General features: G+C 63.7%; 24 protein-coding genes. 6 read left to right on the top strand and 18 right to left on the bottom strand.

What is annotated here, in order from left to right:
- The first annotated feature begins 16 nt into the window (after positions 1 to 16).
- From A9K66_RS07620 to A9K66_RS07610, 3 genes are all read left to right on the top strand, one after another.
- Complete coding sequence (locus tag A9K66_RS07620; RefSeq protein WP_082953757.1) at positions 17 to 1,168, top strand: FAD-binding oxidoreductase; 1,152 nt, start codon at positions 17 to 19, stop codon at positions 1,166 to 1,168.
- A gap of 135 nt (positions 1,169 to 1,303) precedes the next feature.
- Positions 1,304 to 1,873, top strand: coding sequence for an EF-hand domain-containing protein (locus A9K66_RS07615; protein ID WP_245307429.1), 570 nt, complete (start codon positions 1,304 to 1,306; stop codon positions 1,871 to 1,873).
- 137 nt (positions 1,874 to 2,010) lie between these two features.
- Positions 2,011 to 2,964, top strand: a complete 954-nt coding sequence (locus A9K66_RS07610; protein WP_067321784.1) for an EamA family transporter — start codon at positions 2,011 to 2,013, stop codon at positions 2,962 to 2,964.
- Between the two features lie 360 nt (positions 2,965 to 3,324).
- Here the strand turns inward: A9K66_RS07610 and A9K66_RS07605 are convergent, their stop codons facing one another.
- The 9 genes from A9K66_RS07605 to A9K66_RS07565 form a co-directional block, all read right to left on the bottom strand.
- A complete protein-coding gene (locus A9K66_RS07605) occupies positions 3,325 to 4,323 on the bottom strand; it encodes a 4-hydroxyproline epimerase (RefSeq protein WP_067321781.1) in 999 nt (332 codons plus the stop codon).
- Between the two features lie 11 nt (positions 4,324 to 4,334).
- Positions 4,335 to 5,195, bottom strand: a complete 861-nt coding sequence (locus tag A9K66_RS07600; protein ID WP_067321777.1) for an ABC transporter permease subunit — start codon at positions 5,193 to 5,195, stop codon at positions 4,335 to 4,337.
- Positions 5,192 to 6,040: an ABC transporter permease subunit gene (locus A9K66_RS07595; protein ID WP_067321774.1), complete on the bottom strand. Its 849-nt coding sequence runs from the start codon at positions 6,038 to 6,040 to the stop codon at positions 5,192 to 5,194. The genes A9K66_RS07600 and A9K66_RS07595 overlap by 4 nt, the downstream gene beginning before the upstream one ends.
- Before the next feature lie 15 nt (positions 6,041 to 6,055).
- The gene (locus tag A9K66_RS07590; protein WP_067321771.1) at positions 6,056 to 7,147 is read right to left on the bottom strand and encodes a glycine betaine/L-proline ABC transporter ATP-binding protein; all 1,092 of its coding nucleotides are present in this window, start codon (positions 7,145 to 7,147) and stop codon (positions 6,056 to 6,058) included.
- Between the two features lie 77 nt (positions 7,148 to 7,224).
- Complete coding sequence (locus A9K66_RS07585) at positions 7,225 to 8,076, bottom strand: glycine betaine ABC transporter substrate-binding protein (protein ID WP_067321768.1); 852 nt, start codon at positions 8,074 to 8,076, stop codon at positions 7,225 to 7,227.
- 83 nt (positions 8,077 to 8,159) lie between these two features.
- The gene (locus tag A9K66_RS07580; RefSeq protein ID WP_067321764.1) at positions 8,160 to 9,491 is read right to left on the bottom strand and encodes an FAD-binding oxidoreductase; all 1,332 of its coding nucleotides are present in this window, start codon (positions 9,489 to 9,491) and stop codon (positions 8,160 to 8,162) included.
- Positions 9,488 to 11,005: an aldehyde dehydrogenase gene (locus tag A9K66_RS07575; RefSeq protein ID WP_067321761.1), complete on the bottom strand. Its 1,518-nt coding sequence runs from the start codon at positions 11,003 to 11,005 to the stop codon at positions 9,488 to 9,490. Before A9K66_RS07575 ends, A9K66_RS07580 begins: the two co-directional genes overlap by 4 nt.
- Complete coding sequence (locus A9K66_RS07570) at positions 10,990 to 11,910, bottom strand: dihydrodipicolinate synthase family protein (RefSeq protein WP_067321758.1); 921 nt, start codon at positions 11,908 to 11,910, stop codon at positions 10,990 to 10,992. Before A9K66_RS07570 ends, A9K66_RS07575 begins: the two co-directional genes overlap by 16 nt.
- A 341-nt stretch (positions 11,911 to 12,251) precedes the next feature.
- Complete coding sequence (locus A9K66_RS07565; protein ID WP_067321755.1) at positions 12,252 to 12,938, bottom strand: GntR family transcriptional regulator; 687 nt, start codon at positions 12,936 to 12,938, stop codon at positions 12,252 to 12,254.
- Positions 12,939 to 13,143: 205 nt separating this feature from the next.
- On the opposite strand from A9K66_RS07565, the gene A9K66_RS07560 reads away from it, so the two are divergent.
- Complete coding sequence (locus tag A9K66_RS07560; protein ID WP_066993111.1) at positions 13,144 to 14,124, top strand: GlxA family transcriptional regulator; 981 nt, start codon at positions 13,144 to 13,146, stop codon at positions 14,122 to 14,124.
- 36 nt (positions 14,125 to 14,160) lie between these two features.
- On the opposite strand, the gene A9K66_RS07555 is transcribed toward A9K66_RS07560, so the two are convergent.
- From A9K66_RS07555 to A9K66_RS07525, 7 genes are all read right to left on the bottom strand, one after another.
- Positions 14,161 to 15,321 carry an ABC transporter ATP-binding protein gene (locus A9K66_RS07555; protein WP_082953756.1) on the bottom strand — a complete coding sequence of 387 codons (1,161 nt, stop codon included), beginning with the start codon at positions 15,319 to 15,321 and terminating at the stop codon, positions 14,161 to 14,163.
- Positions 15,314 to 16,456: an extracellular solute-binding protein gene (locus A9K66_RS07550; protein ID WP_066993114.1), complete on the bottom strand. Its 1,143-nt coding sequence runs from the start codon at positions 16,454 to 16,456 to the stop codon at positions 15,314 to 15,316. The genes A9K66_RS07555 and A9K66_RS07550 overlap by 8 nt, the downstream gene beginning before the upstream one ends.
- Positions 16,453 to 17,295 carry an ABC transporter permease gene (locus A9K66_RS07545; RefSeq protein ID WP_082953755.1) on the bottom strand — a complete coding sequence of 281 codons (843 nt, stop codon included), beginning with the start codon at positions 17,293 to 17,295 and terminating at the stop codon, positions 16,453 to 16,455. Before A9K66_RS07545 ends, A9K66_RS07550 begins: the two co-directional genes overlap by 4 nt.
- A 13-nt stretch (positions 17,296 to 17,308) precedes the next feature.
- Positions 17,309 to 18,187, bottom strand: a complete 879-nt coding sequence (locus A9K66_RS07540) for an ABC transporter permease (RefSeq protein ID WP_082953754.1) — start codon at positions 18,185 to 18,187, stop codon at positions 17,309 to 17,311.
- A gap of 266 nt (positions 18,188 to 18,453) precedes the next feature.
- Positions 18,454 to 18,885 (bottom strand): hypothetical protein, encoded by a 432-nt coding sequence (locus tag A9K66_RS07535; protein ID WP_066993122.1) that lies wholly within the window; start codon positions 18,883 to 18,885, stop codon positions 18,454 to 18,456.
- A 214-nt stretch (positions 18,886 to 19,099) separates the two neighbouring features.
- A complete protein-coding gene (locus A9K66_RS07530) occupies positions 19,100 to 19,822 on the bottom strand; it encodes a haloacid dehalogenase type II (protein WP_067321744.1) in 723 nt (240 codons plus the stop codon).
- A 30-nt stretch (positions 19,823 to 19,852) separates the two neighbouring features.
- Positions 19,853 to 20,788 (bottom strand): DMT family transporter, encoded by a 936-nt coding sequence (locus A9K66_RS07525; protein WP_067321741.1) that lies wholly within the window; start codon positions 20,786 to 20,788, stop codon positions 19,853 to 19,855.
- Positions 20,789 to 21,000: 212 nt separating this feature from the next.
- Here A9K66_RS07525 and A9K66_RS07520 point away from each other — a divergent pair, with 212 nt between their 5' ends.
- Positions 21,001 to 21,891 carry a LysR family transcriptional regulator gene (locus A9K66_RS07520; protein ID WP_067321738.1) on the top strand — a complete coding sequence of 297 codons (891 nt, stop codon included), beginning with the start codon at positions 21,001 to 21,003 and terminating at the stop codon, positions 21,889 to 21,891.
- A 97-nt stretch (positions 21,892 to 21,988) separates the two neighbouring features.
- Positions 21,989 to 22,519 carry a dihydrofolate reductase family protein gene (locus A9K66_RS07515; protein ID WP_067322019.1) on the top strand — a complete coding sequence of 177 codons (531 nt, stop codon included), beginning with the start codon at positions 21,989 to 21,991 and terminating at the stop codon, positions 22,517 to 22,519.
- Between the two features lie 45 nt (positions 22,520 to 22,564).
- On the opposite strand, the gene A9K66_RS07510 is transcribed toward A9K66_RS07515, so the two are convergent.
- Both A9K66_RS07510 and A9K66_RS07505 read right to left on the bottom strand, forming a co-directional pair.
- Entirely contained in the window at positions 22,565 to 23,884 is a 1,320-nt protein-coding gene (locus tag A9K66_RS07510) for an HlyD family type I secretion periplasmic adaptor subunit (protein ID WP_067321736.1), read from the bottom strand.
- Positions 23,885 to 23,887: 3 nt separating this feature from the next.
- Positions 23,888 to 25,645: a type I secretion system permease/ATPase gene (locus tag A9K66_RS07505; RefSeq protein ID WP_067322016.1), complete on the bottom strand. Its 1,758-nt coding sequence runs from the start codon at positions 25,643 to 25,645 to the stop codon at positions 23,888 to 23,890.
- Positions 25,646 to 25,675: the final 30 nt, after the last annotated feature.

Genomic DNA, 25,675 nt, shown 5'->3' with positions numbered 1-25,675 from the left:
GACAGGAGGATCACGGATGACAGCTTCTCCTCATGTGGTGGTGATCGGCGCCGGCACGTTGGGTTTGTGCTCGGCCCTCCACCTTGTCGAACAGGGCGCGCGCGTAACCGTGCTCGAAGGCCAGTCGATCGCCTCCGGATCGAGCGGCAGGTCGGTTGGCGTGGTCGGATCGCAATTTACCGATCCGTTTGAGATCATGCTTCGCGTTCATGCGCTGCGCCGCTTCCGCCAATGGGAGAGCCAGGGGCTTGGCTTCAACCACATCGGCTATCTGCGGCTGGCGCGCACGCAGAAGCAGATGGAACTGTTTGCAAAGTCGGTGGAAATTCAGGAAGAGGCCGGCCTGCGCTCCCGACTCTATCGTGCGAACGAACTCACGGAACTCGTGCCGCATATCAACCCGGGTGGGCTGGAGGGTGGGCTGTTCGGGCCCGACAATGGCTTCCTCGACCCTCACGAGATGTGCACTTTCCTGGCGCATTCGGTCCGCACCCAGGGCGGCGAAATCCGCCAGTATCGCAAGCTGCTGGGGGTAAGGCGGCGAGCGCGCGGCTACACGCTGGAGACCAGCGGCGATCCGATCGATTGCGATGTCGTGGTCAATGCGGCAGGAGCCTGGGCGCCGCAGGTGGCCGAACTCTTCGGCCAGCGCCTGCACATTTGGCCCGAGCGTCACGAGGCGGTCGTCATCCATCTCGACGAGCCGCTCGGCTACACGATGCCGATGGTCATGGATCTGGTAAACGGCGAAGGCAGCGGCCTCAATTTCCGCCATGAGAAAAGCACCGAACTGATCGCCGAGATTCACAAGGTCGACTCGCTCGCGCCGGAGGATCCCGACAATTATAACGACCATTGCGAGGAACGATCTAAGGTCAGACTGGCGGAGCTTCTCCTTGAGCGGCTGCCCGATCTGCCGGGCGCGCGGCTTGGCCGGGGCTGGGCCGGCCTTTACCCCGTGACCGCCGACCATCGCCCCTTCGTCGGCCCGATCGATGCTTCCGAGCCGACATTGGTGACCGCCGCCGGCGCCGGCGGCTACGGCATTCAGCTGGCCCCGGTGATCGGGCAGATCGCGGCCGACTGGGTTCTTCACGGCGCCCCGGTTTCCGCGCCCGGCACCGAGAGCCTGCTGCCGTCGGCAGCGCGAAACATTGCTCTTAGGTGATTGAGCGATGGAGCTTGGCGGGATGTCGAAGTCCGTGTCACGCGCCTAGGAGCGCGCCGGCATTCTGCAGGCTCGAAACACTTCTTGGGCCGTCGGCGCTTCGCGCGGAACCATCGGATCGAGAGCAGGTTGGTTGTGCATCTCAGTTTGAGAGACAGTCATAGCTCAAGGGAGAACCCGATGAAACTTCCGTACAGAACCACAGCCGCCGCTGCTGCCTTGCTATTCATGAGCTTCCCGGTCCTTGCCCAGACAAGTGCTGCGCCGGAGCCCACGCCGATTCCGCAGAAGCCCGGACCGACCGCGACACCGGAAGCCAACGCCCAACCCGCAGGTCCGACGCGCGAGATGATCCGCCAGATGATCGACGACGCGCTCCAGGAGAAGCTGCAGGAAGATCGTTCGGCTGAACAGGGACCCCGGCATGGCGGACGTTGGCACCGCGAAGACAGACAAGCGCGGCGCGACGGCGACAGAATGGCTGGCAGGCCTGATCGGATGGGACCGCGCATGATGCACCGCGCCCGTATGCAGGTCATGTTCGCGATAGTGGATGCCGACGGCGACGGCGCACTGTCGCAGGGCGAAGTTCAGGATATCGTCGGCAGGATCTTCAACGCCGCCGACGAGGATGGCGACGGCAGCCTCGACCTGGACGAGCTGCAGTCGTTCATGCATGGCTCCGGTGGCGGGCGCATGCGGTAGCGGCTCCGAAGCACATCCAGCCAGAGCGAGGCATCTTGGCCGCCGCTGTCCATGGAAGCGCATATATGTGACGGCCCGGGATTGAGATATATTGCCGCCATCCTTGGGCGCTGACGTTGTTTGAACGGGGGCATGACATGCAGGCGGTGCCGATAGCTCATCCGGCGGAACAGTCCGCCGCCGCCTCGATACCTTCGCTCTCCGGCTATCCGGCCGCGGTGCTGTGCTGGCTGCTGTCGGCCGGCGTCTATATCGCGGCAAAATGGGTGGCGCCGGAAATGCCGCCCTGGGGACTCTGCTTCTGGCGGCTTGCGCTCGCCTGCGCCATCCTGCTGCCGATCGTGCATCGCCATCACGGCGCGATGATCGCGCTTCTCAAATCCCGGCCGCTCGAGATCGCCGCCGTCGGAGCGATCGGCCTGACGCTCTGCCAGGGCATGATCTACCGCGGCCTCGCCGACACCGACGCGACCACGGCCGGCATCATCATGGCGCTGTCTCCGGTCATGACGATGGTGCTCGCGCGTTTCGTGCTCGGCGAGCCGCTCGGGCTTTGGCAGGCGCTCGGCGCGGTGGTTGCGCTCGCCGGCATGCTGGTGATCGTCGCGCATGGCGACCTGGCGGCGCTGCTTCAGCTACAGTTCAACCTGGGCGAATTGTGGATCGTCGGCAGCGCGTTCTGCTGGGCGCTCTACACCGTGCTGGTGCGCCGGTCCAAATTCGGCATCGAGCTGTTGCCGCTGGTGGTGCTCCTGCTCGGCGCCGGCGCGCTCGTCGCCCTGCCTTTCCATCTGTGGGAACTGGTCAACGACGAACGCTCCGCCTTGAACGCCCATGGCTGGCTCGCGCTCGCCTATCTGGCGGGCCCGGGCGGCGCCCTGATGTACTATCTCTACAATCGCAGCGTGGCGACGCTCGGCGCCAGCCGGGCGAGCATGCTCCTCTATCTGCAGACGATGTTCGTCGCCATCCTCGCCTATCTGCTGCTCGGCGAGAGCCTGCATGACTACGATCTCATCGGCGCCGCCTTCATCGTCGCCGGCATCGTGCTTGCCACGATGTTGAAGCCGCATGCGGCTCGCGTCGCGTAGCCCGGTGATGGCAAGTGCAAGGAGAGTTTACCGCATCGGCGCGGTCGATCGCCCATGCCCGATGTCCTTCGGGGTTCGAATGACACGGTCTGTCGACACCCTGACACGGGAGCGGCCCGGAGCCCTTGTGGGTTTGGTGGCGAAAGGCAAGGGCCACCGGGCCTAACCGGCGGGGACCTAGTACGGGGACTTCGCTAAGAGGGCACCGGCTGATAGAAATATGCGCTAATGCTAATACAATTGAAACGCATCCCTAAGGACGATGGCCAGACTGGCCAGCTTAGGTAAATATCGGCCGTGCGCTTCGCATGCTCGGCCATTCGGACGACCGAGGCCACGACAAGGCAGCGAAGCAAGCGCCTACCTGATCTGGAATCCGTGGGCCAACGGATCGCGGTCGTCCACAAAGATCGTATTGTGGCCAATAATTTGCGCCCATCCGCCGACGCTTGGCCGAATGCCTTTGAAAGGGCCAACGTCAACCTCCGCCTCGACACGGCCCTCGAAGACAGTGCCGATCAGGCTTTCCTGGCGGAAGCTGTCGCCGACTTTCAGGCGGCCCTTGCCGCGAAGTTGCGCCATGCGCGCCGACGTTCCCGTGCCGCCCGGCGAACGGTCGATCGCCTTGTCGCCATAGAAGACCGCACCGCGGCCGTCGGCATCGCTGCCCAAGGGTTTGTCGCACCAGATGGCGTGGTGGACGCCGCTTATTCTCTCGTCCTCGGGGTGGACCGGATTGCAGACAATCGCCAACGCGTCGCGCAGACGCCGGCTGAGGTCGACGATGTCGCTGGCCGACATGCCCTCCAGACCCCGCCAGTTTTCCTGCGGCTCGACCACCGCGTAGAAATTGCCACCATAGGCGATGTCGACCACGAGCCGGCCGAGCCCTGGAACATGGACGCCGACATCGGCCGCATGCAGATAACTGGCGACATTGAACATCCGCACGGAGTCCACGAATTCGCCCGGCTTCTCGTACTGGATGTCCACTCTTCCCGCCGGCGTCTCGATCGACAGCCTGCCCGGGATGCGCGGCGTAACGAGCCCTTCTTCCAGCGCCGCCGTAACCAGGCCGATCGTGCCGGCGCCGCACATCGGCAGGCAGCCGCTGACCTCGATGAAGATGACGGCGAAATCGCAGTCCTCGCGGTAGGCGGGATAGATGATGGCGCCCGACATGATGTCGTGGCCGCGCGGTTCGAACATCAGCGCCCGCCGGATCCAGTCATGCTCGCGCACGAAGAGCTCGCGTCGCTCGGCGATCGGGGCGTGCGGCAGCAAGGGTCCGCCGCCGGCGACCAGCCGAACCGGGTTGCCGCAGGTGTGGGCGTCGATGCAGAAGAAGCTGCGGCGCATGATCTCTCCGTTCAGGCAGGCTTGGCCGCACCGGGTGCCCGGCTGCGCTCCAGCGCGCCCCTCGACAGCCGGTCGAGGAAGATGGCGATCGCCACGATCGACAGGCCGGCCCGCAGGCCGAGCCCCATCTCCATGCGGGTCAATCCCCGCGTCACCTCCGCGCCGAGGCCGCCCGCTCCGACGAGGCCGGCCAGCACGACCATAGCCAGTGAGAGCAGAATGCACTGGTTGAGGCCGACCAGCAGGGTGGGCGTGGCGGAGGGGATTTCTATCTTGAACAGGATCGATCGCGGCGAAGCCCCGGTGGCCTGGCCAAGCTCCAGAAGATCCTTCGGCACCTGGTTGAAGGCGAGCGTCGTCAGGCGCAGCATCGGCGGTATGCCGTAGACGATCGTCGCGATGATCGCCGGCACGCGGCCGAGGCTGAAGATCATGACGGCTGGGATGAGATAGACCCAAGGCGGTACCGTCTGCATGATGTCCAGCACCGGCCGGATCGCGGCCTCGAAATTCTTGGAGCGCGATGCCAGGATGCCGAGCGGGAACGCGATCGACACCGAGATGATCACCGCCACCGTCACCAGCGCCAGCGTCTGCATCGACGCGGCCCAGAAGCCGGCCAGCAGGCAGAAGAGAAGCGCAACGGCCGTCACGACGGCAACCCTGGTGCCGACGAGAAAGAAGGCCAGAGCAACGGCCAAGACGATCGTCACATAGGCGGGCGGGTAGAGCAGGGCGACTTCGATGCCGCTGAGCACCGCCTCGATCAGTTTGGCCACGGCGTCGAAAAACGGATGGAAGTTGGTGTTCAGCCAATCCACCGCGGGGGCAAGATAACCCCCCGGCGAAAAGCGGAGCAGATCGAAATTCATCTTGCGCCTCCCTTGGCGCGGCTGGCCGCGCTTTGCGTGAGCCTGTCGAGCACCATGGTCAGTATGACGATGGCGATGGCGGCGTTGATAGAGGTTGCAATGTCGAGCGTGCGCACGGCCGAATAGATCGTCTCGCCGAGACCGCCCGAACCGACGATGCCGGCGATGACGACCATGCCGAAGGCCATCATCAGGCTCTGGTTGATCCCCGCCATGACGCTCGGGATGGCGAAGGGGAGCCTGATCTTGACGAACATCTGCCAAGGGGTCAGGCCGGTCGCGTGTCCCAGCTCCACGAATTCGCGCGGCGTCATTCGGATGCCCAGCGCAGTGAGCCGGATGGCAGGAGGCATCGCGACGATGAAAGTGGCCACGAGCGCGGTCGCCGGTCCGTAACCCAGCAGCGCGATCGCCGGAAGAAGATAGATGTAGGGTGGCAGCGTCTGGATCAGGTCGAGTATCGGCTCGAGGAAACGGTCGAACGCCCTGCCGAAACCCGCCACGATGCCGATCGGAATGCCGAAGAGCAGCGCCAATATGGTGGCGGTAATCACCAGGGCGAGCGTGCTCATGGTCTCGGCCCAGAGCCCCATGACCGCGCAGAAGACCAGGGCAAGCCCGGCGAGAACGCCGGCGAGGGCATTGATCAGTCGCCACGCGAGCAGCGCCGCGACCATCGCGATCAGGTAGAACGGTGCGAGCTGCAGCAGCCAGAGGACGCCGTCATAGGTTCCTTCAAGCCCGGTCCTCAGCGTTTCGAACAGCCAGTCGCCATTGTCGCTGATCCAGCCGAGAGCCGTGTCGGTCCAACTGTCGAACGTGTCGGTGATGGTCGAGATGTCCATAGTGCTCCTCCCGAGCTATGCCGCCACGAGTTCCCCCGCAGGCTTGCCGGCGACACCGCGCAGCAGGCCGCGGATGGTGACGACGCCGACGACCGTTTCGCCCTCGACCACCGCGACCGCATCGCGATCGGACTGGGTCGTGAGGTCGATGAGCGCGCCGATGTCGGCCTCGGGCGACGTTTGGGGCAGGGCGTTCACGTCGCTATGCGGTTGCGCACTCTTGTATTCGCCCACTGGCGTCATCACGGAGTGCGCCTTGACCAGGTGAATCCTGGAAATGCCCGCCACGAAATCGGAGACGTAATCGTCTGCGGGTTTTGTCACGATGTCTTCAGCCGTCCCGACCTGGACGATGACGCCGTCCTTCATGATAGCAATACGGTCGCCGATGCGGATGGCTTCCTCGAGATCATGCGTGATGAAGACCGCCGACTTGCCGAGCGACTTCGTCAGTTGCCGGAACTCGTCCTGCAACTGACGGCGGATGAGCGGGTCGAGCGCGCTGAAAGGCTCGTCCATGAGGATGATTTCCGGGTCTGCCGCCAAGGCTCGGGCGAGGCCCACGCGCTGCTGCATGCCGCCGGAAAGCTCCGAGGGATAGCGCGATGTCCAATCGGCGAGCCCGACCTTTCCGAGGGCAGCACGGGCGATCTTGTTGCGTTCTTCCTTGGCGACGCCGCGCACCTCGAGGCCGAAGCCGGCGTTTTCCAGAACCGTGCGGTGCGGCAGGAGCGCCACGCTTTGGAACACCATGCCGATATTGCGGGCGCGCATGTCGCGCAGCTCCGTGGCATTGAGTTTGGCGATCTCCTTTCCCTTGACCGTGATCTTGCCGAGGCTCGGCTCGATCAGGCGATTAAGCAGACGGATCAGCGTCGACTTGCCGCTTCCCGAGAGGCCCATGATGCAGAAGATCTCGCCGCGGCGGACCTGGAGGCTAGCGTCGGCAACACCGACCACGCAGTTGAACTCCTGCAGCACCTGCTTTTTGGAGAGCCCGCGCTCGGAGATCGCCTTGACCGCGGCCGAGGCGCGGCTCCCGAACACCTTCCACACGGATTTGCAGTCGACCAACACTTCGTTGGGGGCATTCACGGTCATGTTCATTGCCTTCCCCATGGGCCACCAAATGGCTATCGTGTTTGGAGGCGGGCAGCCGGTTCGGCGGCCCGCCGTTGGTGTGATTACTCGCCCTTGATGTTTTCCCAGCGCTTCAGGAGATCGGCGTGAGCGTCGGTCCAGGCCTTGACGGCTTCATCCATCTTCTTGCCGTCGCTGACCGCGCCGTTGATGGCGGTAATATCAGCGAGCGGCACATAGACCGAGGCGATGACCTCGCGGGCATGCGGATGGTCGGCCGAGAAGCCCTTCTTGGCAATCCAGTAGTAGCTCTGCGGCGGCGGGAAGATGCCCTTCGGATCCTTGAGGTATTTCACGGGATACTTCTGCATCATCCAGGACGGCTCCCAGATGGTGACGGCGATCCATTCCTTGCGGTCGACGGCCGACTTCAGCGCGGCGGTCATCGCGGCGGTGCTGCCTTCGACCAGCTGGAGCTTCAGGCCGTATTCCTTGATCGCATTGGCGGCGTCGCGCATCAGGCCCGAACCCGGCTCGATGCCGACGATCTTGCCGCCGAACTTGTCGGCGTTGTCGTTGAGCTGCTCGGTCGAATCGATGGTCACGTAGTTCGGCACGGCGATCGCCTGGTAGAGGCCGTGCGAAACCGGAGAGATCTTCTCGAGGCGCTTCTTGTTCTTGTCCCAGTAGTCCTGCGCGACATAGTCCGTCTGCGAGGCGAGCAGTTGAATGTCGCCCTTGGTCAATGCGGCGTAGGCGATGCCCCATTCGGAAAAATCGACCACCTTGACGGTGTAGCCGGCGTCCTCAAGCACCTTCTTGGTGATGCCTGTGATGGGGGTGAGATCCTCCCACGACATCGTGCCAACGGTGATTGTCTTTTCTTCCGCCTGAGCGGACAGCATGGTCATCCCGACCATCGCGGCAGCGCAGAGCGCTTTCCACAACGTCTTCATGTTTCCTCACTCCTTAGTTATCGTTTCCATTCCCGTTCGAAGACTTCGCGGTCTGCTCGGTCTTCACATTGCGCGGCGAGAGCTCATCCCTCGCGGCCAGCACGCAATTCCTGCAAACGGATCACCGTGTTGATGCCCATCCACGCGAACGGTTCGGGAGGAAGCCGCGCGGGTTGGGGTTGATCCGCATATTTGTCGAGCATGTTCGACCGGGTGCCGGTCGCGAGATCCGCGGCCATGATGCCCGCGAGCGTGCTTTTCACGGTCCCAAGGCCGTTCTCGCAGCACGCCGAATAAAGGCCGTCTTCGATCTCGCCGAAGGCGGGCACGTGGTTGCGGCTGAGGCAAAGCCGTCCGGCCCAGACATATTCGAACGGCACATCCTTGAGGTCCGGAAACCTGGCATCGAGTGACATCCGCTGCTCGCCGGCGATGCCGGCCAAGCGCTTCTCGCTGACCCGCACGGGCCAGTCATAGGTGAACCGGGTCCGGATCACGATCCGCGAGAGCCCGTCGCTGGTTATCTTCCGGACCGTGGCGCCCATCGGATCGGCCGGCAGCAATGCCCACCGGTCCTTGCCCGTCGACTTCGCGGTGAATGGGGCGGTCATCGATGCATAGGTGAAGATGTGCATCAGGCGGCCGCGGAAGTAACCGAAATCGTCGATATGGCCGTTGACGCCGAGGATGACTTTCGGCGCGGTGACGCTTCCGGTGCGCGACACCGCCTTCCAGGCTCTTCCGGCCCGGGTGAGCTTGAGCACCGGCGAGTGCTCGAAGATGTCGACCTTCGGTGCGAGCCCCGCCGCGAGCCCCCGGATATAGTCGGCAGGCTGGATCATCACGGCGCCGGGCGTGTAGAGGCCGCCGAGATAGTAGGACGACCCGGTGATTTCCCGCATGTCGCTCGCGTCGAGGAAGCGATGCTCTTCGCCGATCGTCTTGAGCGAGCGGCCGTAATTGGCATTGAGTGTCATGCCGCGTTCGGTCGCCGCGGCATTGATCTTGCCCGAGGGATCGAAGGTGCGCGCGGACATTGCGTATTCCGCGGCCGCCTCGGCGGCGAAAGCGATCGCGAAGCGATTCTCGGCGATCTCCGCCTTTGTTTCGGCCTCACCGGCGACGGAATATTCGCCCGACGACAAATTGTGCGGGGTGTCGATCATATAGCCGGAATTCCGGCCGGCGGGACCTTTGGCGACCTCTCCGGCTTCCAGCAGGACGATCCTGTCGCCCGGCCGAAGCTTTGCGAGCCGCCGGGCGGCGGAGAGGCCGGCGAAGCCGCCGCCGATGATCAGCCAGTCGGCCTTGATGTCGCCGTCGAGCGTGCGGACGGGGAAGCAGCGTCTGCTGATCGCCTCCCAGCCAGAGATTCCGGATTCAGCCGGAAGCCGCTTGACGACGAGATCGCTCACCGGACGGTCTCGTCGACCGAGCGGTCGGAGACGTCGATCCAGACCGTCTTCAGTTCGCAGTAATTGTCATGCGCGAAGACCGACTTGTCGCGCCCGCCGAAGCCGGATTCCTTGTAGCCGCCGAACGGTGTTGTCGCGTCGCCTTCGCCGAAGCAGTTGACCGTGACGACGCCGGCGCGGAGCTCGCGGGAGAGCTTGATCGCCTTGCGCAGGCTCCCCGTATAGACGGACGCGGTGAGGCCGTAATTCGTGTCGTTGGCGAGCGCGATCGCCTCGGCCAGCGAGTTGAACGTCGTCACCGACAGGATCGGCCCGAAAATTTCCTCCTGGAAGAGGCGGCTCGCAGGGGTGACACCGTCGACGACGGTCGGCTCGATATAGGCACCCTTATGCGTGGCGCCGCCATGGGCGACCGAGAGCTTCTCGGTCTTTACGTCGCCGAGGAAGGATTTCACCTTCTCGAAATGGGTCTTGCTGACCAGCGCGCCGATGCGGTTTTCAGGATCGAGCGGATCGCCGGTCTTCCACTCGCGCATGTAGGCGCCGATACGCAGCAGCAGCTCGTCCTTGATCTTGGCGTCGACGATGAGCCGCGAGGTGGCCGAGCAGTTCTCGCCCATGTTCCAGAAGGCGCCGTTGACCACCTGTTCGGCGACGAGATCGAGGTCTTCGGCGTCGTCGAGAACCACTGCCGGGTTCTTGCCGCCGCATTCCAGCACGACGCGCTTGAGGTTGGAGTCGGCCGCGTAGCGCAGGAAACGGCGGCCGGTCGGCGTCGATCCGGTGAAGGCCACCATGTCGACGCCCATATGCATTCCGATCGGTTCGCCGACCTCCTTGCCGCCGCCCGGCACGACATTGAAGACGCCGGCCGGGATGCCGGCCTCATGGGCGAGCTCCGCGACACGCAGCGTGGTCAGCGTCGTCTCCTGGGCAGGTTTCACGATGACCGAGCATCCGGCCGCAAGCGCCGGGCCGATCTTCCAGGCCAGCATCAGCAGCGGAAAATTCCACGGCAGGACGCAGCCGACGACGCCGACCGGTTCGCGCACGACCATGGTCAGCGCCTTCGAACCAACGGGCGCGGTGTTGTCGTAGAGCTTGTCGATCAGCTCGGCATGCCAGCGGATGGTATGGATCGTGTCCGGCACATCGACGGTCTGGCATTCGCGGATCGGCTTGCCGCTGTCGAGGCTCTCCATCACCGCGAGTTCGTGGCGGTTGCGCTCCAGAAGCTTGGCGAATTTGAGCAGGACGGCCTTGCGTTCGCCAGGCGCGAGATGCTGCCAGCGGCCGTCGTCGAAGGCTTCCCTGGCCTTGGCCACGGCGAAGTCGACATCGCTGGCATCGCAGGCCGCGATGTCGGCAAGCACCTCGCCGGTCGCCGGATTGGTCGTCCTGAAGGTCTTGCCGGATTTCGCCGGGCGGAAGCCTCCGTCGATGAAGGCATTGGTCGGGAATTGAATCTCGGCGGCGAGCGCCTTGTATTCGGCGGCGGTCAAAGGCTCATGCATTGGTTTGCTCCCGACGTGATCTGGGCGACCGTCCGCTTCAGCGTGGCGACGACAGTCTGAAGGGATCGCTTTTCTTCCGAATTGAGAGGCCGCAGCGGCGCGCGCACGCCGCCTGCCTTCAGGCCGATCAGCTCGCATCCATGCTTGATCGACTGGACGAACTTGCCGCATTCGAGAAAGTCCATCAGCGGCAGCATCGCGCTCATGATGGCGCGGCCCTTGTCGAAGTTCTTTTCGAGCACGCAGGCCTCGTAGAGCGCGACGTGCTCGCGCGGCAGGAAGTTCGAGCCGGCGCAGACCCAGCTCCTGGCGCCCCAGGCGAAGAATTCCAGCGCCTGGTCGTCCCAGCCGCAGGAAAGCGAGATGTGCGGGAACTTGCGGGCAAGCCGGTGCAAATTGCCCATGTCGCCGGAGCTTTCCTTGATGGCGACGACGTTGCGGGATTTGCCGACGCGAGAGAAATACTCCTCGCCCATCATCACGCCCATGCGGGCCGGATAGTTGTAGAGCATGATCGGGAGGTTGGCCGCGCGGTCGACGGTGAGCGCATGAACCGCATTCTCGCGCTCCGTCGGCAAGGCATATGGCGGCGACGAGACGAGGATCGCGTCGGCGCCGATCTCCTTCGCCCCCTTGGCGTATTCGACCGAATCTTCGGTCCTGGTAGCGCCTGTGCCGATGACCAGCGGAAGGCGGGTGCCGATCACCTGCTTGGCATAGGCACCGAGCTCGAAGCGCTCCTGGGCGCTTTGGGCATAATATTCACCGGTCGATCCACCAACGATGATGCCGTGCACCTTGGCTTCGATGAGTGACTCGAGAACGTCGGCGAAGGCCGCGTTATCGATCTGACCGTCCGGACCGATCGGCGTCACCGCCGGCGTGTAGATGCCCTCAAACTTCAAGACATTTCTCCATCGATGGAGTGGCCGTTTCGACCAATGCGTCATTCGGCAAAACGGAGGCCATCCGCGAATTCCCAAGCGGGGATTCGCAGCGCTCGAAACCGGTTGATCGCGTTTGATAACGCGAAAGATTGCACGTCAGCATCCGAGAGTCAACAGATTGTATAATTTACGTACACATAAAAAATATGGCACGAGTACAATTCTGGGGAGCGCGCCCGTCGCGCATTTGCGGATATGGAGCAGGTATTCGGTGGCGTCGCCGCAGTTTCGCTGCCGGCACCGGGCCCGGCAGCAGGCGTTCTTCCTATCCCGGCCGCAGTCGCTTTCCTAAGCGGCCGTCAGTTATCGCCGACCAGCGCGTCCGCCTTCATTCCCTGCGGCGCGATGAACATTTCCATGTTCTCGCGCGACAGTTCCCAGTGCTCGAACACCAGGTCGACGACGGCATCCTCGTCATGCGCGCCGATGGCCGAGATGAAGCCGTCATGATGTTCGACCGCCGTCTGCAGCCGCTTGCGCATGTCGTCATTGCGTGGGCGGAAGAAGGTATGGCCGATGCGGGCGTGGTCGATCAGCAACCTGCCGAGGCTGGGCTGAAGATAGGCGTTCGCAGACATCTCGCCGATGATCTCGTGAAACCTGTTGTTCTCGACCACCATGGAAAGCGCGTCGCCTGACTTGCTGGCGGCGCGGAAACGCTCCTGCGTGTCCTTCAGGTCTACCATCTGCGAAGGCTTGAAATTCTGCACGGCCAGCCGGCCGATGGCGGCGTAGACCATGGGGGCGACCAGGAAGAATTGCCGAAGGGTCGAATGGTTCATCGGAACGACCCTGGCGCCCCGGTTCGCGCGGATCTCGATGTAACCTTCGCCCTCCAGCCGCCGGAAGATTTCCCTGACCGGGGTCCGCGACAGGCCATAGCGCTCGCTCAGCGCCACCTCGTCCAAATCCTCGTCAGGATCGAGTTCCATTGTCAGGATGCGACGCTTCAGATCGTCATAGAGACTGCCCTTGCTTCCCTTCATGGCGCACCTTCGGAATCGTCCTTGCCAATCGACATACCTGGCAGTTGGAAGAGTCGCATGCGCTTGCAAGTGAGTCAACGGATTGTATTTTCTTGGTACACAATATATGACGAGATGGATCGGCTGGCTCGCCTCAAATGACAGCCCGGACGGCGATCTTGTCTGAATGAGCCTCGGATAACTCAAGGGACAGGTCCCGCAAAGCATGGCCAAGAAGTTTGCGTTTCTCCTGGTGCGCGATTTCACTTTGTCGCCGCTGTCGCTTTTCATCGACACGCTGCGGCTCGCCGGCGATGAGGGCGATCGCAGCCGCAGGGTGGAGTTCGACTGGCAGATCGTCGGCGAGCGCGGCCTGCCGATCCGGGCGAGCTGCGGCGTCGAATTGCTGCCGACCAAGGCGATCGGCAATCCGGAGGATTTCGACAACGTCGTCGTGGTTGGAGGTCTGCTCGACACCAACCGCAATCTCAGCGCTGAAAAGGAGGCCTTCCTTCTGCGGGCCGCCGACAAGGGCGTGCCGATAACCGCGCTGTGCACGGGAAGCTTCGTGCTGGCCCGCTATGGCTTGCTGGACGGCTACAGTGCCGCCGTCAGCTGGTTCCACATCAAGGATTTTCGCGCCGAATTCCCCGATGTGAATGCGCATGCCGACAGCCTCTATTCCGTCGACCGCGGCCGCGCGACATGCGCCGGCGGCACCGGCGCGGCAGACCTTGCCGGTTATTTCGTGTCGCAATTCATCGGTCAGAAGGCGGCGGAAAAGGCCGCCAAGATCCTCGTGCTCGATCGCATCCGCAACATCCGGGACGTGCAGCCCGTCGGCGATCTGTTTCCCGAAGCGTCGAGCCGTGCGGTGAAACGGGCCTTGCTGCTGATGGAAAGCAGCCTGCAGGAAAAGATATCGGTCACCGAGATCGCAAGCCGGTTGAATTGCTCCCGGCGCCAGCTCGAGCGTCTTTTCGCGACCGAGCTGGGCACAAGCCCGATGGCCGCGTACCTGGCGCTCCGGGTTCACTACGCCAAGTCGCTGCTGGAAGGCAGCGACCTGCAGATAGGCGACATCGCCTACAGATGCGGCTTCGAAAATGCCGGGCACTTCAGCCGGGTATTTCGCCAGCACACCGGCATCACGCCGACCAACCTCAGGCATCCAGGCCGCTTGGCTGCTCAAGCGGCGAAGCAGTGAATTCCTGAAGGCCGATGCGAACAGGGGCTTAGTAGGCTACGAAATCCGCTGCCCGTTCTCGTCGAGCAAAACACAGCTGCTCGGATCGAATCCGACCTCGATGGTCTCGCCCTCCCGGACGATGCGGCCGTTGATCGGCGCGTTGGCGCGGATGCTCGTCTTGCCGCCGAAGTCGATCTCGTAAATGGCGCTGCCGCCGAGATAGGAGGTCGAGACGACGCGGCCGGAGAGCTGGTTGGTGCCGGCTGCGGCACCGACCGACAATTTCTGCGGCCGCACCACCACGGTGACCTTGCTGCCCGGCGCCAGCGGCCGCGGCGACGTTACATGGACGGTCTGGCCGGCGGCAAGCGTCACCGCTATCTGCCCGTCGGATCTGCTGACGGTGCCGGCAAGCATGTTGGCCTTGCCGAGGAAATCGGCGACGAAGGCGGTGGCGGGCCGCTCATAGACTTCCTCCGGCGTGCCGATCTGCTCGACCGAGCCGGCGTTCATCACCACGATGCGGTCCGACATGGAGAGCGCTTCTTCCTGGTCGTGGGTGACGAAGATGGCGGTGATGCCGGTTGCCTTCTGGATCTTCTTGATCTCGACGCGCATCTCCTCGCGCATGTTGGCGTCGAGCGCCGACAGTGGCTCGTCGAGCAGCAGCACCTGCGGTTCGAAGACGATGGCCCGCGCCAGCGCGATGCGCTGCTGCTGCCCGCCCGACAATTGCGAGGGCAGCTTCTTCTCGCTGCCCGGCAGCCGCACCATGTCGAGCGCCTGGCCGACCCTGCGCGCGATCTCGGGCTTCGGCACGTTGCGATACTTCAGGCCGAAGGCGACATTGTCGAACACGCTCTTGTGCGGGAACAGCGCGTAGCTCTGGAACACCAGGCCGATGTTGCGCTTGTAGATCGGCACGTCGTCGACCCGCCGCCCATCGATCATGATCTGGCCGCCCGAAATGTCGACCAGCCCGGCGATGGAGCGCAGGATCGTAGTCTTGCCGCAGCCCGACGGCCCAAGCAGGGTGACGAAACTGCCCTTGCGGATCGACAGCGAGAAGTCGCGCACAGCGACGAACTTGCCATAGGCGATGTCGATGTCGCGGAACTCGACCGCCGGCTGCTCCGCACTCATGTTGGGAGCTGTGCCGGGTGCCCCGGCCGAGACCGGCCGGGGGCTGAGTGACGCTTGGCTTCTGTCAGGCACCTTTCGCGATCCTGTCCCACTGCTTGGTCCAGGCGTCCTCGTTGGTCGCCCAGTAGACCGGATCGGCGAAGGTCAGCGCCTTCATCGAGCCGGTCTTGTCGAAAGCCGGCAGCTTCTCGATCTTCTCGGTTAGCTTCACCTTGGTCGGGTCGAGCGACGGCGGGTAGCTCTGGCCCTCGGCCACCGCGATCGAGGTCGCCGGATCGAGCATGAAGTTGATCAGCTCTTCGCATTCGGTCATCGGCGAGCCTTTCAGGATCAGCATGTCCTCCATCCAGGCATAGGAGCCCGCCGGATCGAGATAGCCGATCGGATGGCCCTGATCCTGCAGGGCGGCGACGCGGCCCGACCAGGCGTCGGTCACCACGATCTCGCCCTTGGACAACAGGTCCATCAGTTCCGCGCCGGAGCTCCAGAATTTCTTGGCGAGGTCGCGCGTCTCGCGCACCTTGGCCCAGATCGTATCCATGTCCTTGATGTTGTTGGGATCCTGTCCGGTGGCCAAAGCCGCGTACCAGACGCGGGTGGTCATGTCGGCATAGCCGCCGACCTTGCCGGCGTATTTCTTGTCGAGCAGCAGGCCGGCACCCTTTTCCTTCGCCTCCTCGGGCGAGATCACCTTGGTGTTGTAGGCGATGCCGGTGGTGCCGTAGTCGTAGGGCACCGCCGAGAGCTTTGGCGTCAGCTTGCGGAACGGCTCGATCATCGGCTGCAGCACATTCGCCATGTTGGGAATGTTGGCCTCGTTGATCTCCGAGTTCATGCCGGCATTGACGTATTTGATGTAGTAGTTGACGCCGGACGAATGCACGATCTGGAAGTCGCCTGGCTTCGCCGTCTTGATCTTGGTGATGATCTCGTTCTCGTCGCCGAACGTGCCCTGGACCACCTTGATCTTGGTCTTGGCTGTGTAGGGCTGGAAGGCGTATTTGTCGATCGCCTCCTGCACGGTTCCGCCCCAGCCGTCGAAGCGCACCTGCTCGACCGCGGCGAGCGCGCGGCTCATCCACGGCATGGAGAGGCCCGCCGAGGCCGCGGCGGCGGCGGTCAGGCTCAGAAAGGTGCGGCGGCTCAAATCGCCGTTCACGTAGCGGTCATGCAGCCGTTCCAGCCGTTTGGTGGTGGATAGTTTCATTTTGCTTCCTCCTTTGGTTCGCCTCGTCTTCTCAATTTTGTCAGGCTTTGCATGAGAATGCCGCCAATCAGCGGGATGCCGACGGTCACCAGGATCATGACCGTGCCCAGCGCATTGATCTCCGGGCTGATCGAAATCTTCAGCATCGAAAGGATTTGGGTAGGCATGGTCTCGACGCCGGCCGGCCGCCAGAACAGGCTGGCCGAGGTGTTGTCGAACGAGATGGTGAAGGCGAGCAGCGCGCCGGCAACGACCGCCGGGATGAGCAGCGGCAGCGTGATCTCGCGGAAGGACGAGAAGCGCGAGGCGCCGAGCGAAAGCGCGGCCTCCTCATAGACGCGCCGGATGCCCACCATGCGCGCCTGGGTGATCAGCACCACATAGGGCACGGCGAGCAGAATATGGCCGAGCACCAGGAGGAGCAACGTTCGCGGCTGGTCGACCGCCTTGATCAGCACCAGGAGGCCGACGCCCAGAATGGTTTCGGGCACCAGCGCCGGCAGGATCACCAGCGTGCTCAGCGTCTGCTTGCCGGGGAACTCGAAACGCACCAGCGCGAACGACGTGACGACGCCGATCGCCGTGGTGGCGGCCGCGGTGACCAGGGCGATCCACAGCGACGTTCGGAACGCGGCCAGCACCGCCTCATTGGCCATCAGCTTGCCGTACCATTGCAGCGAAAAGCCGGTCATCGGGAAGCCGCCGAACATCGAGGCGTTGAACGACAGGATGACGGTCGCCGCAATCGGCGCGAACATGAAGATGTAGACGCAGAGCGTGACGAAGCCAGTCAGCCGCCAGGCCCATCTGCCTTCCTCTTTCCGGCGTGCAGGCTTCATCCGCCCAATCCCCTCATCCTCCAAGGCCTTTGACGATCTGCGACATGCCCATGTAGCGGGTGTAGATGGCGGCGAAGAAACCGAGCACGACGAACAGCACGATCGAAAGCGTGGCGCCCATCGGCCAGTTCAGCTCGCTCATGATGGTGTCGTAGATCAGATTGCCGAACAGCGCGTCGCGGCCCGAGCCCAGAAGCTGCGGCGTCACATAGCTGCCGGCGGCAAGCACGAAGCAGAGCAGCAGGCCGGCCGCGAGGCCGGGCAACGAAAGCGGCAGCGTCACCTCGCGAAACGCCTGCGCACTGGTGCAGCCCATCGAGCGGGCTGCCGCAATCAGCGTGCGGTCGATGCTTTCCAGGCTGACATAGACGTTGAGGATCATGTAGGGCAGCAGGAAATGCAGCAGCCCCATGATCACCGCGCCCTCGGTGTAGAGCATCGGCAGCGGCTCGCTGACAATGCCCAACTTTATGAGCGCCACGTTGATGACGCCCTGTTCGCCGAGAATGTTGATCCAGGAAAAGGTGCGGATGGTGAAGCTGATCCAGAACGGCACGATGAGCAGGAGAAGCAGCAGCCACTTGTGCCTGAAGCTCGTCGCCCAGATGAAATAGGCCGGAAAATAGCCGAGCACGCCGCAGAGCAGCGCGGTGACGGCGCCGACCCGCAGCGTCTTCAACAGGAAGCCGTGATAGTAGCTGTCGGTGAGGAATTCGTGCCAGTTCGCGGTTGTCAGCGCGCTGGTTTCCACGCCGGCGGTGACGAAGGTGAAGAAGGTGTAGACCGACATCACGGCGATCGGCAGCACCAGGAAGAAGATCAAGAGCAGCAGCACCGGCGCGATCAGCATCCAGGCCAGCCGTGGATCATACAAGGTCCATCGATTTTTCATGCGCACCCGAAGGTCCGCGCTTTCTTTGAAGCGCTTCTGTTCCCGCAGCTCAGATTGGGTGATTGGGAGCGCGATGTCTACAGGCGGCGATTGAGCCAGAGAGCCTCCGACTGTTGGCGATCGCGTCGTCCCGTGCCTCCACGCAAACAGTCCAGGCAAGCAAGGGAAAGGGCCCGACATCGGGCCCTTCCCATTCTACCGGACCCTTGGTTCGGCTGGATCAGGTAGCGCCAATGGGCGGAGGGAATGACCGCCTGGCCCGCCCCTTATTTCAGCCCAATGGTCATGCCGCTGAGATCGGCATTGATCTGCAGGCCTACCTGCCGGCCTGTGAGCTGGAGTTCGGCGCCCTTGTCGTTGGTCATCACGATCACCTGAGCGCCTCTGCCGAGCGCGCCGCCGCCGCCCGCTGCGCCGTACACTCCCGCCACGTCGCGGGCGCGGCGAATGTGGCGCACTGTGCCTTTGAAATAGGTCTTGGAAGCCCCGAAGGCGAGGCCGCCCGAGATGCCCCCGATCGAGATGGGATAGTTGCGACCACGGAAGGTCAGCGTGCCTTCGCCGCCGGCGCCGCCGATGAAGAAGGCCGCCTTATAGATCGAGAAGCGGATCGTGCCGCTGTCGGCGTGAGCAGCGCTGGCAAAGCTCACGCCGACAGCGGCGATGACCGCAATCGCGGCTGAACGAATTCTGGACATGGTGAGACTCCTCGAAAGCGCCGATTGCCCAACCGGCAGGGCACGTCAGCGTTGTATGAAACGATAGCTGAACAGTCTCGCAGGTCTTTTGGTTCCAAGGCTGGCGGATTGAATCCGGTTGCGAGAGGACGCCACGAAAGCAGGCGGCGTAGCGTCGTGTAGCTATCTCGGGGTCTCATCGGCTCGGTCAGCGCCTCCTCCGCGCGCTGCGGACTCAGGCGCCCAATTCTTGCCTGTGCGCGTTGACGAGGTCGGCCATGCTGTCGAAGCGGAAATCCACATTTGGCATGTCACCGGGGTGCATCGTGGCGCCGAAGCCCTGGTCGGCATGACGGCGATAGATCCAGCACGATGCCAGGCCGACGCGATTGGCGGGAGCGTGATCATGGAACATGCTTTCGGCAGTGTGCAGGACTTGGCTTTTCTCCACCCCGATCGTCGCCAGCTTTTCGAGCATATAGTCGAAGTTGCGGGCGGAAGGTTTGTAGGAGCCGATGTCCTCTGCCGTGTATATCGCGTCGAAGTCGACGCCGAGCTTCTTGTTGCTGAACGAAAAGCTCTTGTTGTCGACGTTGGAAAGGATGATCAGCTTGTAGTGCTGCTTGAGATACCGCAAGGCTTCCGCCGAGTCGGCAAAGGCCGGCCAATCCTTCACGCTTTCGCCATAGGCCGTGCATTCCTCTGCGGTGGCGACGACGCCCCATTCCTCGGCAAGCCGCTTGTAGACGATCGGCAGAAGATCGCGGTAGCGTCTTGCCGGAGTCCCTTTCTGCTGGCTGGATTCGTGCCGGGCATGCGCCTCGAGGATGTCGTCGCGGCTCAAACGGCGGCCGGCGCGCTCTGTCAGTGGCTTCAGGCCCTCGATCATGCCGGATTCCCAGTCGATGAGCGTGCCGTAGCAGTCGAAGGTCAGGGCCTTGAAATCGGTCAGCTTCATGGAATTGCACTCCTTGTTGGTGTCGCGTGATTATCCGGCAGGCTGCTCGCATGAGCTCAGACGCGCTTTGTCCTTCGATGCAGCGCTCCTCGATGAGGTCAGCCAGACACCGAACAGGGTCACCGCCAGGCCGAGGAACATCGCTCTCGATAGCGGTTCGCCGAAGATCAGCCACGCCCAGAGCATCGTCACCGGCGGGCTGAGATAGACCACGCTGCTGACCTGTGCGGCGGTGTAGTGACGCAGGCTCATATAGTAGACGCCGTAGCAGAAGAAGGTCGAGAACAGCACCAGCCACGCCATGCCGAACTGGAAACGCCCGTCGAGCGGCGGTGTCAGGCCGCCGTTCCATTCGGCGCAGGCGGCAAAGAGGATCGCCGCCGTCAGGCATTGAATGCACAAGCTCTGATGGATGGGCATATCGATCGTCCTGATCCGCTTCTGCACCACGGTCGCCAGGGCGAACACCAGCATGGAAGCGACGGTGAGGACATAGGCCCAGACCGGTGCTTTGCCGAGACTGAGGCTGTCCAGGGAGACGATAAGGACGCCCGTTACGCCCAGGGCTGTTCCGATCCATTGTCTTGCGCTCAGCCGGTGGCCGAGAATGGGCTGCGACAGCGCCGCGATGGCGAGAGGGACAAGATCGGAGATCAGCGCGACAAGGCCGGTCGGAACGCGCTGGCCGATGGCAAGGGCGAATCCGCCTAGATAGAGGAACATCGTCGCCACGCCGAACGCCATCTGCTGCGCCAAGGCGCGCCCGCTGATGCGCTGCCCGATCAAAAGAGCAAATGGCAGAAGGATAAGTCCGGACAAAAAAGTCCGCCAGAACAGGACCAGCATGACGTCGGCGTTCTCGCTGGCGTAGCGGATGCCGACGAAGCCGGAGCTCCAGCTTAGGACCAGGGCTGCCGCCACGGTCGGCCATACCAGAGGATGAGGCTTGTTCTGCAGAAGCGTCATGGGCTGTCTTTATTCGAGCGGTGCGCCATGCTCCTGAAGCGGATCACCAGCGCTGTCTGGCGCAGACTTATGACTTCACACTCGCTGCCTTGCACATGACAAATTTCGATAGGCTCATGAAACAGCCACGAACAATGACATAATTATTTGCCCGAAAACCCGCTCTGTGTCAGAGCTTTGGCGCGGTGCTTTCATTGCAAGCGAGGATTGTCATGGCTGGAATTATGAGTCGCCGCCTGGATGTCGATGCCCTGCGGGCGCTGGTCGCGATCGAGAAACACGGCGGTGTCACTCGTGCGGCCGAGATTCTGGGGTTGTCGCAATCGGCCGTCAGCCACAAGATGAGGCGGCTGGAAGCGAGCCTCGACTGCGAAATCCTCAGCCGGAAGCCAAACGCGCCGCTGTTCACCACGGCCGGGCACGATCTCCTGGGTTATGCGCGGCGCATCCTGGGAATTCATGACGAGGCGGTACTGAGCCTCTCGAAAAGCACGCTGCAAGGCAAGATCGCGCTGGGAATGACCGAGGATACGACCTGCACGGATCTCTCGCGCATTCTTGGCCGGTTCCGCAGGCTTCATCCCGAGGTGAGCGTCCGTACGCAAGTGCGCATGAGCCTCGTCTTGCGGGAGCAGCTCAGCCAGGGGGCCCTTGACGCCGCGATCGTCCAGCTGTTCCAGCACGAGGTTCGCCCTGCCGACATCGTCCTCTACCGCGAGACGCTGCACTGGGTGAAGTCGCCGGATCTGGTCCTGTCGAAGGAAAAGCCGATCCCGTTCCTGTCCTTCGACGAGAACTGCTTCTATCGGCGCTGGGGTCTCGATCTTGGGCAGGACGAGGGAACGGTGTTCGAGACCGTGTTCGAATGCTCCAGCGCAGCCGGTATCATCGCCGGCGTGACCTCCGGGCTCGGCGTCGCGCTCTTGAGCCAGCGGCACCTGCAACCCGGCATGGAGATCGTCGACAAACACTTCCCCAAACCGCCGGACCTGGCCTATGTCATCAGGCGCGCGCGCAACTCCCGAAATCCCGCGCTGGAGACTTTGGTCAGGGAGATCGAAGCCGAAGTCAAGCGCTACGGGGCGCTTCAGATCGCCGTTTGAAACCGTCGTGCTGGCCAGGAGCGTGACGAGGCCGTCACAGATCACGCAGCGGCGCGATTCACTGGTATCCTGAAAGAATGCTGGGATGGAATTAGGCATGGCGAAGCTCGTCTTCGGAATGAATCAGTCACTGGACGGCTATGTCGACCACGAGGCATTTGCGCCCGATCCCGCGCTCTTTCGTCACTGGATAGAGCAAGTGCGCGGCCTGACGGGCAGCGTGTACGGCCGTCGCATGTACGAGGTCATGCGCTACTGGGACGAGGACCGTTCCGAGTGGACCCCTGAGCTCCGCGAATTCGCGACGGCGTGGCGTAGCCAGCCGAAGTGGGTCGTGTCGAGCACGTTGCAGTCCGTTGGCCCCAACGCCACGCTTGTCGAAGGCGGCCTGGCGGAGATGATACGTGACCTGAAGGCTCGGCTCGCTGGGGAGATCGCGGTTTCCGGACCGGACCTGGCGCGAAGCCTGACCGACCTCGGGCTTATCGATGAGTATCGTCTCTACATCCATCCCGTCGTGCTTGGTCACGGAAAGCCATTCTTCGCCGGCCCCCGGCCGCCGCTCCGCCTCGTGGCCAGTGATTTGATCGGGGAGGAAGCGATCAGGTTGACTTATGTTCCTGCGTAGGCACGCAACTCCCGACGGCGCCGTCGCGTCGGGCGGAGCGCCCGCTCACCTCTCCGCAAACGCGCGGGCGAACGAATCCGTCATCGGCCGCGCCAGATACTCAAAGAAGGTACGGTCGCCGGTGTTGATGAAGGCTTCGACCGGCGTTCCCGGATAGAGTTGCTCCGGCTTGACGCCGGGCGGGAGCGCGTCGGCGATCTTCAGCTTGGCGCGGAAATAGGGTTCGTGGGTAGCCTGGTCGATCAGCCGGTCGGCCGAGATCTGCGTCACGGTCGCCGATACCTCTGGTGTCAGCCGCGTGTTGAGCGCTGACAGCCTGAGCTTCGCCGGCTGGCCGACGCGCACCTGATCGACGTCTTTCGGCCGCAGCTTGGCATCGACGTTGAGGCCCGATGCGGTGGGCAGGATCTCCATGATCTTTTCGCCGGGCGCGATCACGCTGCCTTTTGAATTATAGGTGGAGGACACCACGATGCCTGCCGCCGGCGCCTTGATCGTCGTGCGCTGAAGCACCGCTTCGGCTGCCCTGATCTGCTCCTCGATGTCGCCGAGGTTGGTGCGCACCTCGTCGAGCTTGGTCAGCGCTTCCTCCACGCGCTGCGTGGTCAGCCGCTCGACCTGCACCTGCGCCTCGACGATCTGGCTGTTGGCCCCGGCAAGATTGGCCTCCAGCGCGCCGGCCTGGCCGACCAGATCGGCTTCCGAGCGCAGCAACTGCGAATATTCGGTACGGTTGGTGAGGCCCTTGTCGAGCAGGCCTGTCTTGATGCCGAGCTCCTTCTTCACGACATCGGCCTGCTGCTGGATGGCGAGCTTCTGGGCGTTCAAGCCCACGACCGACTCGCGATGCATGGCGACCCGCTGCGCCATGATCGATTGCTCCGACCGGAACCGGGCGAGCCTGGCGTCGAACTCCTTCTGCTGCTCGCGGATGAGGTTTTGGAAATCCTGCTGGAACGGCGCCGGCGCTGCCTCGGTGATCGGCGCGAGCCTGTCCAGCCCGTCGCGCTCCGCCTCCAGCCGCGCCATGCTCGCCTTGAGCGCGATCGACTGCCTGGTCAGACGGTTGAGCTCGGCTTGCGCTGCCGTCCGGTCGAGCAGGATGAGGTCCTGGCCCTGCTGCACGCGGTCGCCCTCGCGGACCAGCAGCTGCTGGATGATGCCGCCCTCGGGCTGCTGGATGAGGATGTTGCCGCCCGTCGCCGAGATCGTGCCCTGCGTGATTACCGCGCCGGACAGCGGCGCGCTTACCGCCCAATAGCCGAAGCCGCCCGCAAAGAGCGCGATTGCCGCATATCCTATGAAGGCCACGCGCCGGAAGTCGGTGCGCGGCTGTCCATCCCAGGCAAGGCTCTCGATCGCCATCGTCTAGGATCCGAAGCGGATGCCGTGCGTGCGGATCATCGGCGCGAATGATCCGGTCACCACCGTGCCCTGCTGGGCGGCCGGGGCGTTGCCGGCGCCTCTATCGACAGTGGACCGCCGCAGCACCTCGGCGCTCGGGCCGAAGGCCTCGATCACACCACCGCGCAGAACCATCACGCGGTCGCAGGCCGTTGCGATGGACGGCCGATGTGTGATCACGAGGATCGTGACGCCGGCCGCCCGCGCGGCGACCAGAACCACTTCGAGCGCCGCCTCGCCGCTGCCGTCGAGATGGGAACTGGGCTCGTCGAGCACGAGAATGCGCGGGTTGCCGTAGAAGGCGCGCGCCAGCCCGATCCGCTGCCGCTCGCCGCCCGAGAGCGTCCTGTCGGAAGGGCCGATCATCGTCTGGTAGCCGTCGCGCTGCGCCAGGATCAACTCATGCGCCTGGGCGCGCCTGGCGGCCTCGACGATCGCGGCGTCCTCTGCCTGCGCGTCGAAGCGGGCGACATTGTCGCCGATCGTGCCGGGAAAGAGCTCCACCTCCTGCGCCAGGTAGCCGATCTGTCTCCCGAGCTGTTTTTCGTCCCACGTCCTGAGGTCGGCGCCGTCGATCCTCACTGCGCCCCCGGTCGGCTGCGCGGCACCGACAAGCAGCCGCGCCAGCGTCGATTTGCCGGCGCCGCTCGGCCCGACGATCGCCACCGCTTCGCCCGCGCCGATCTGGAAATTCAGCCGCTTGAGGATAGGTTCGGTGCCGGGCTGCGCGTTCGGCGCCATGAAGAAAACGTCCTGCACCGAAATCGCGCCTAATGGATCGGGGAGCGCCAGTTTCCGCTTCCCAGCCGGATGCGCAGCAAGCGCCGTCTCCAGCCGCTTCCAGGCCAGCTTTGCCTCGACGATCTGCCGCCAGGCGCCGATCAGCTGGTCGAGCGGCTGCAGCGCGCGCGACGACACCAGCGAGGAGGCGAAGATCATACCCGCCGTCATCTGCCCCTCGAGCACCAGCCACGCGCCGGCGCCGAGGATCGCCAGCTGCAGCATCATGCGCAGCGCCCGCGAGGCGCCGCTGAAGATCGCATTGGCGCTCGAGGAACGGTCGTAAAGCGTGAGCGCTGCCCCGACATGCCGCCCCCAGACCCGAGCGGCGTTCTCGACCATGCCCATGGCGCGCAGCGTTTCGGCATTGCGGGCAAAGACCTGTTCCGCATGGCTCGCCAACGCCGAGCGTTCCGCGGACATGGCATCGTTCCGGCCAATGGCGAGCTGGTTCGCGACGACAAGGACGAGCAGAAGCACCGCGCCGGCGACTGTCACCCAGAACAGCACCGGATGGATCAGATAGAGCAAAGCGAGGAAGACGGGCGCAAAGGGCAGGTCGAACAGCACCGCCACGCCGCGCGACCGGACGAAGGCGCAGACCGAGGCGAGATCACGCAGCGGCGACAGGCCGCCGGCATATTTGGGCGCCAGCGAGAGGGCGAATGTCCTTGCCCCGAGCTTCCTGTCGACGGCGGCCGCGACGCGCTGCGTGTAGACGGCGCGGATCGCGTCCAGCAGTCCGAGGAAAGCGAGCGCAAGAACCGCAATCGCCGACAGATAGACCAGCGTCTCGACGCTGGAGGAGGGCAGCACGCGGTCATAGACCTGCAGCAGATAAAGCGGGATCACCAGAAGCAGGATGTTGATCAGCAGCGAGAAGATGCCGACATCGGCGACGGCGCGCAGGAACACCGCCCGCAGGCTCGACGGTGCAGTCATATCGGCCGCCGCTGCATGATCCCGGGACAT

It is taken from the genome of Mesorhizobium sp. AA23, from assembly GCF_001672435.1.
GTDB lineage: Bacteria > Pseudomonadota > Alphaproteobacteria > Rhizobiales > Rhizobiaceae > Mesorhizobium.
This window is presented reverse-complemented; position numbering and strand designations above follow the sequence as displayed.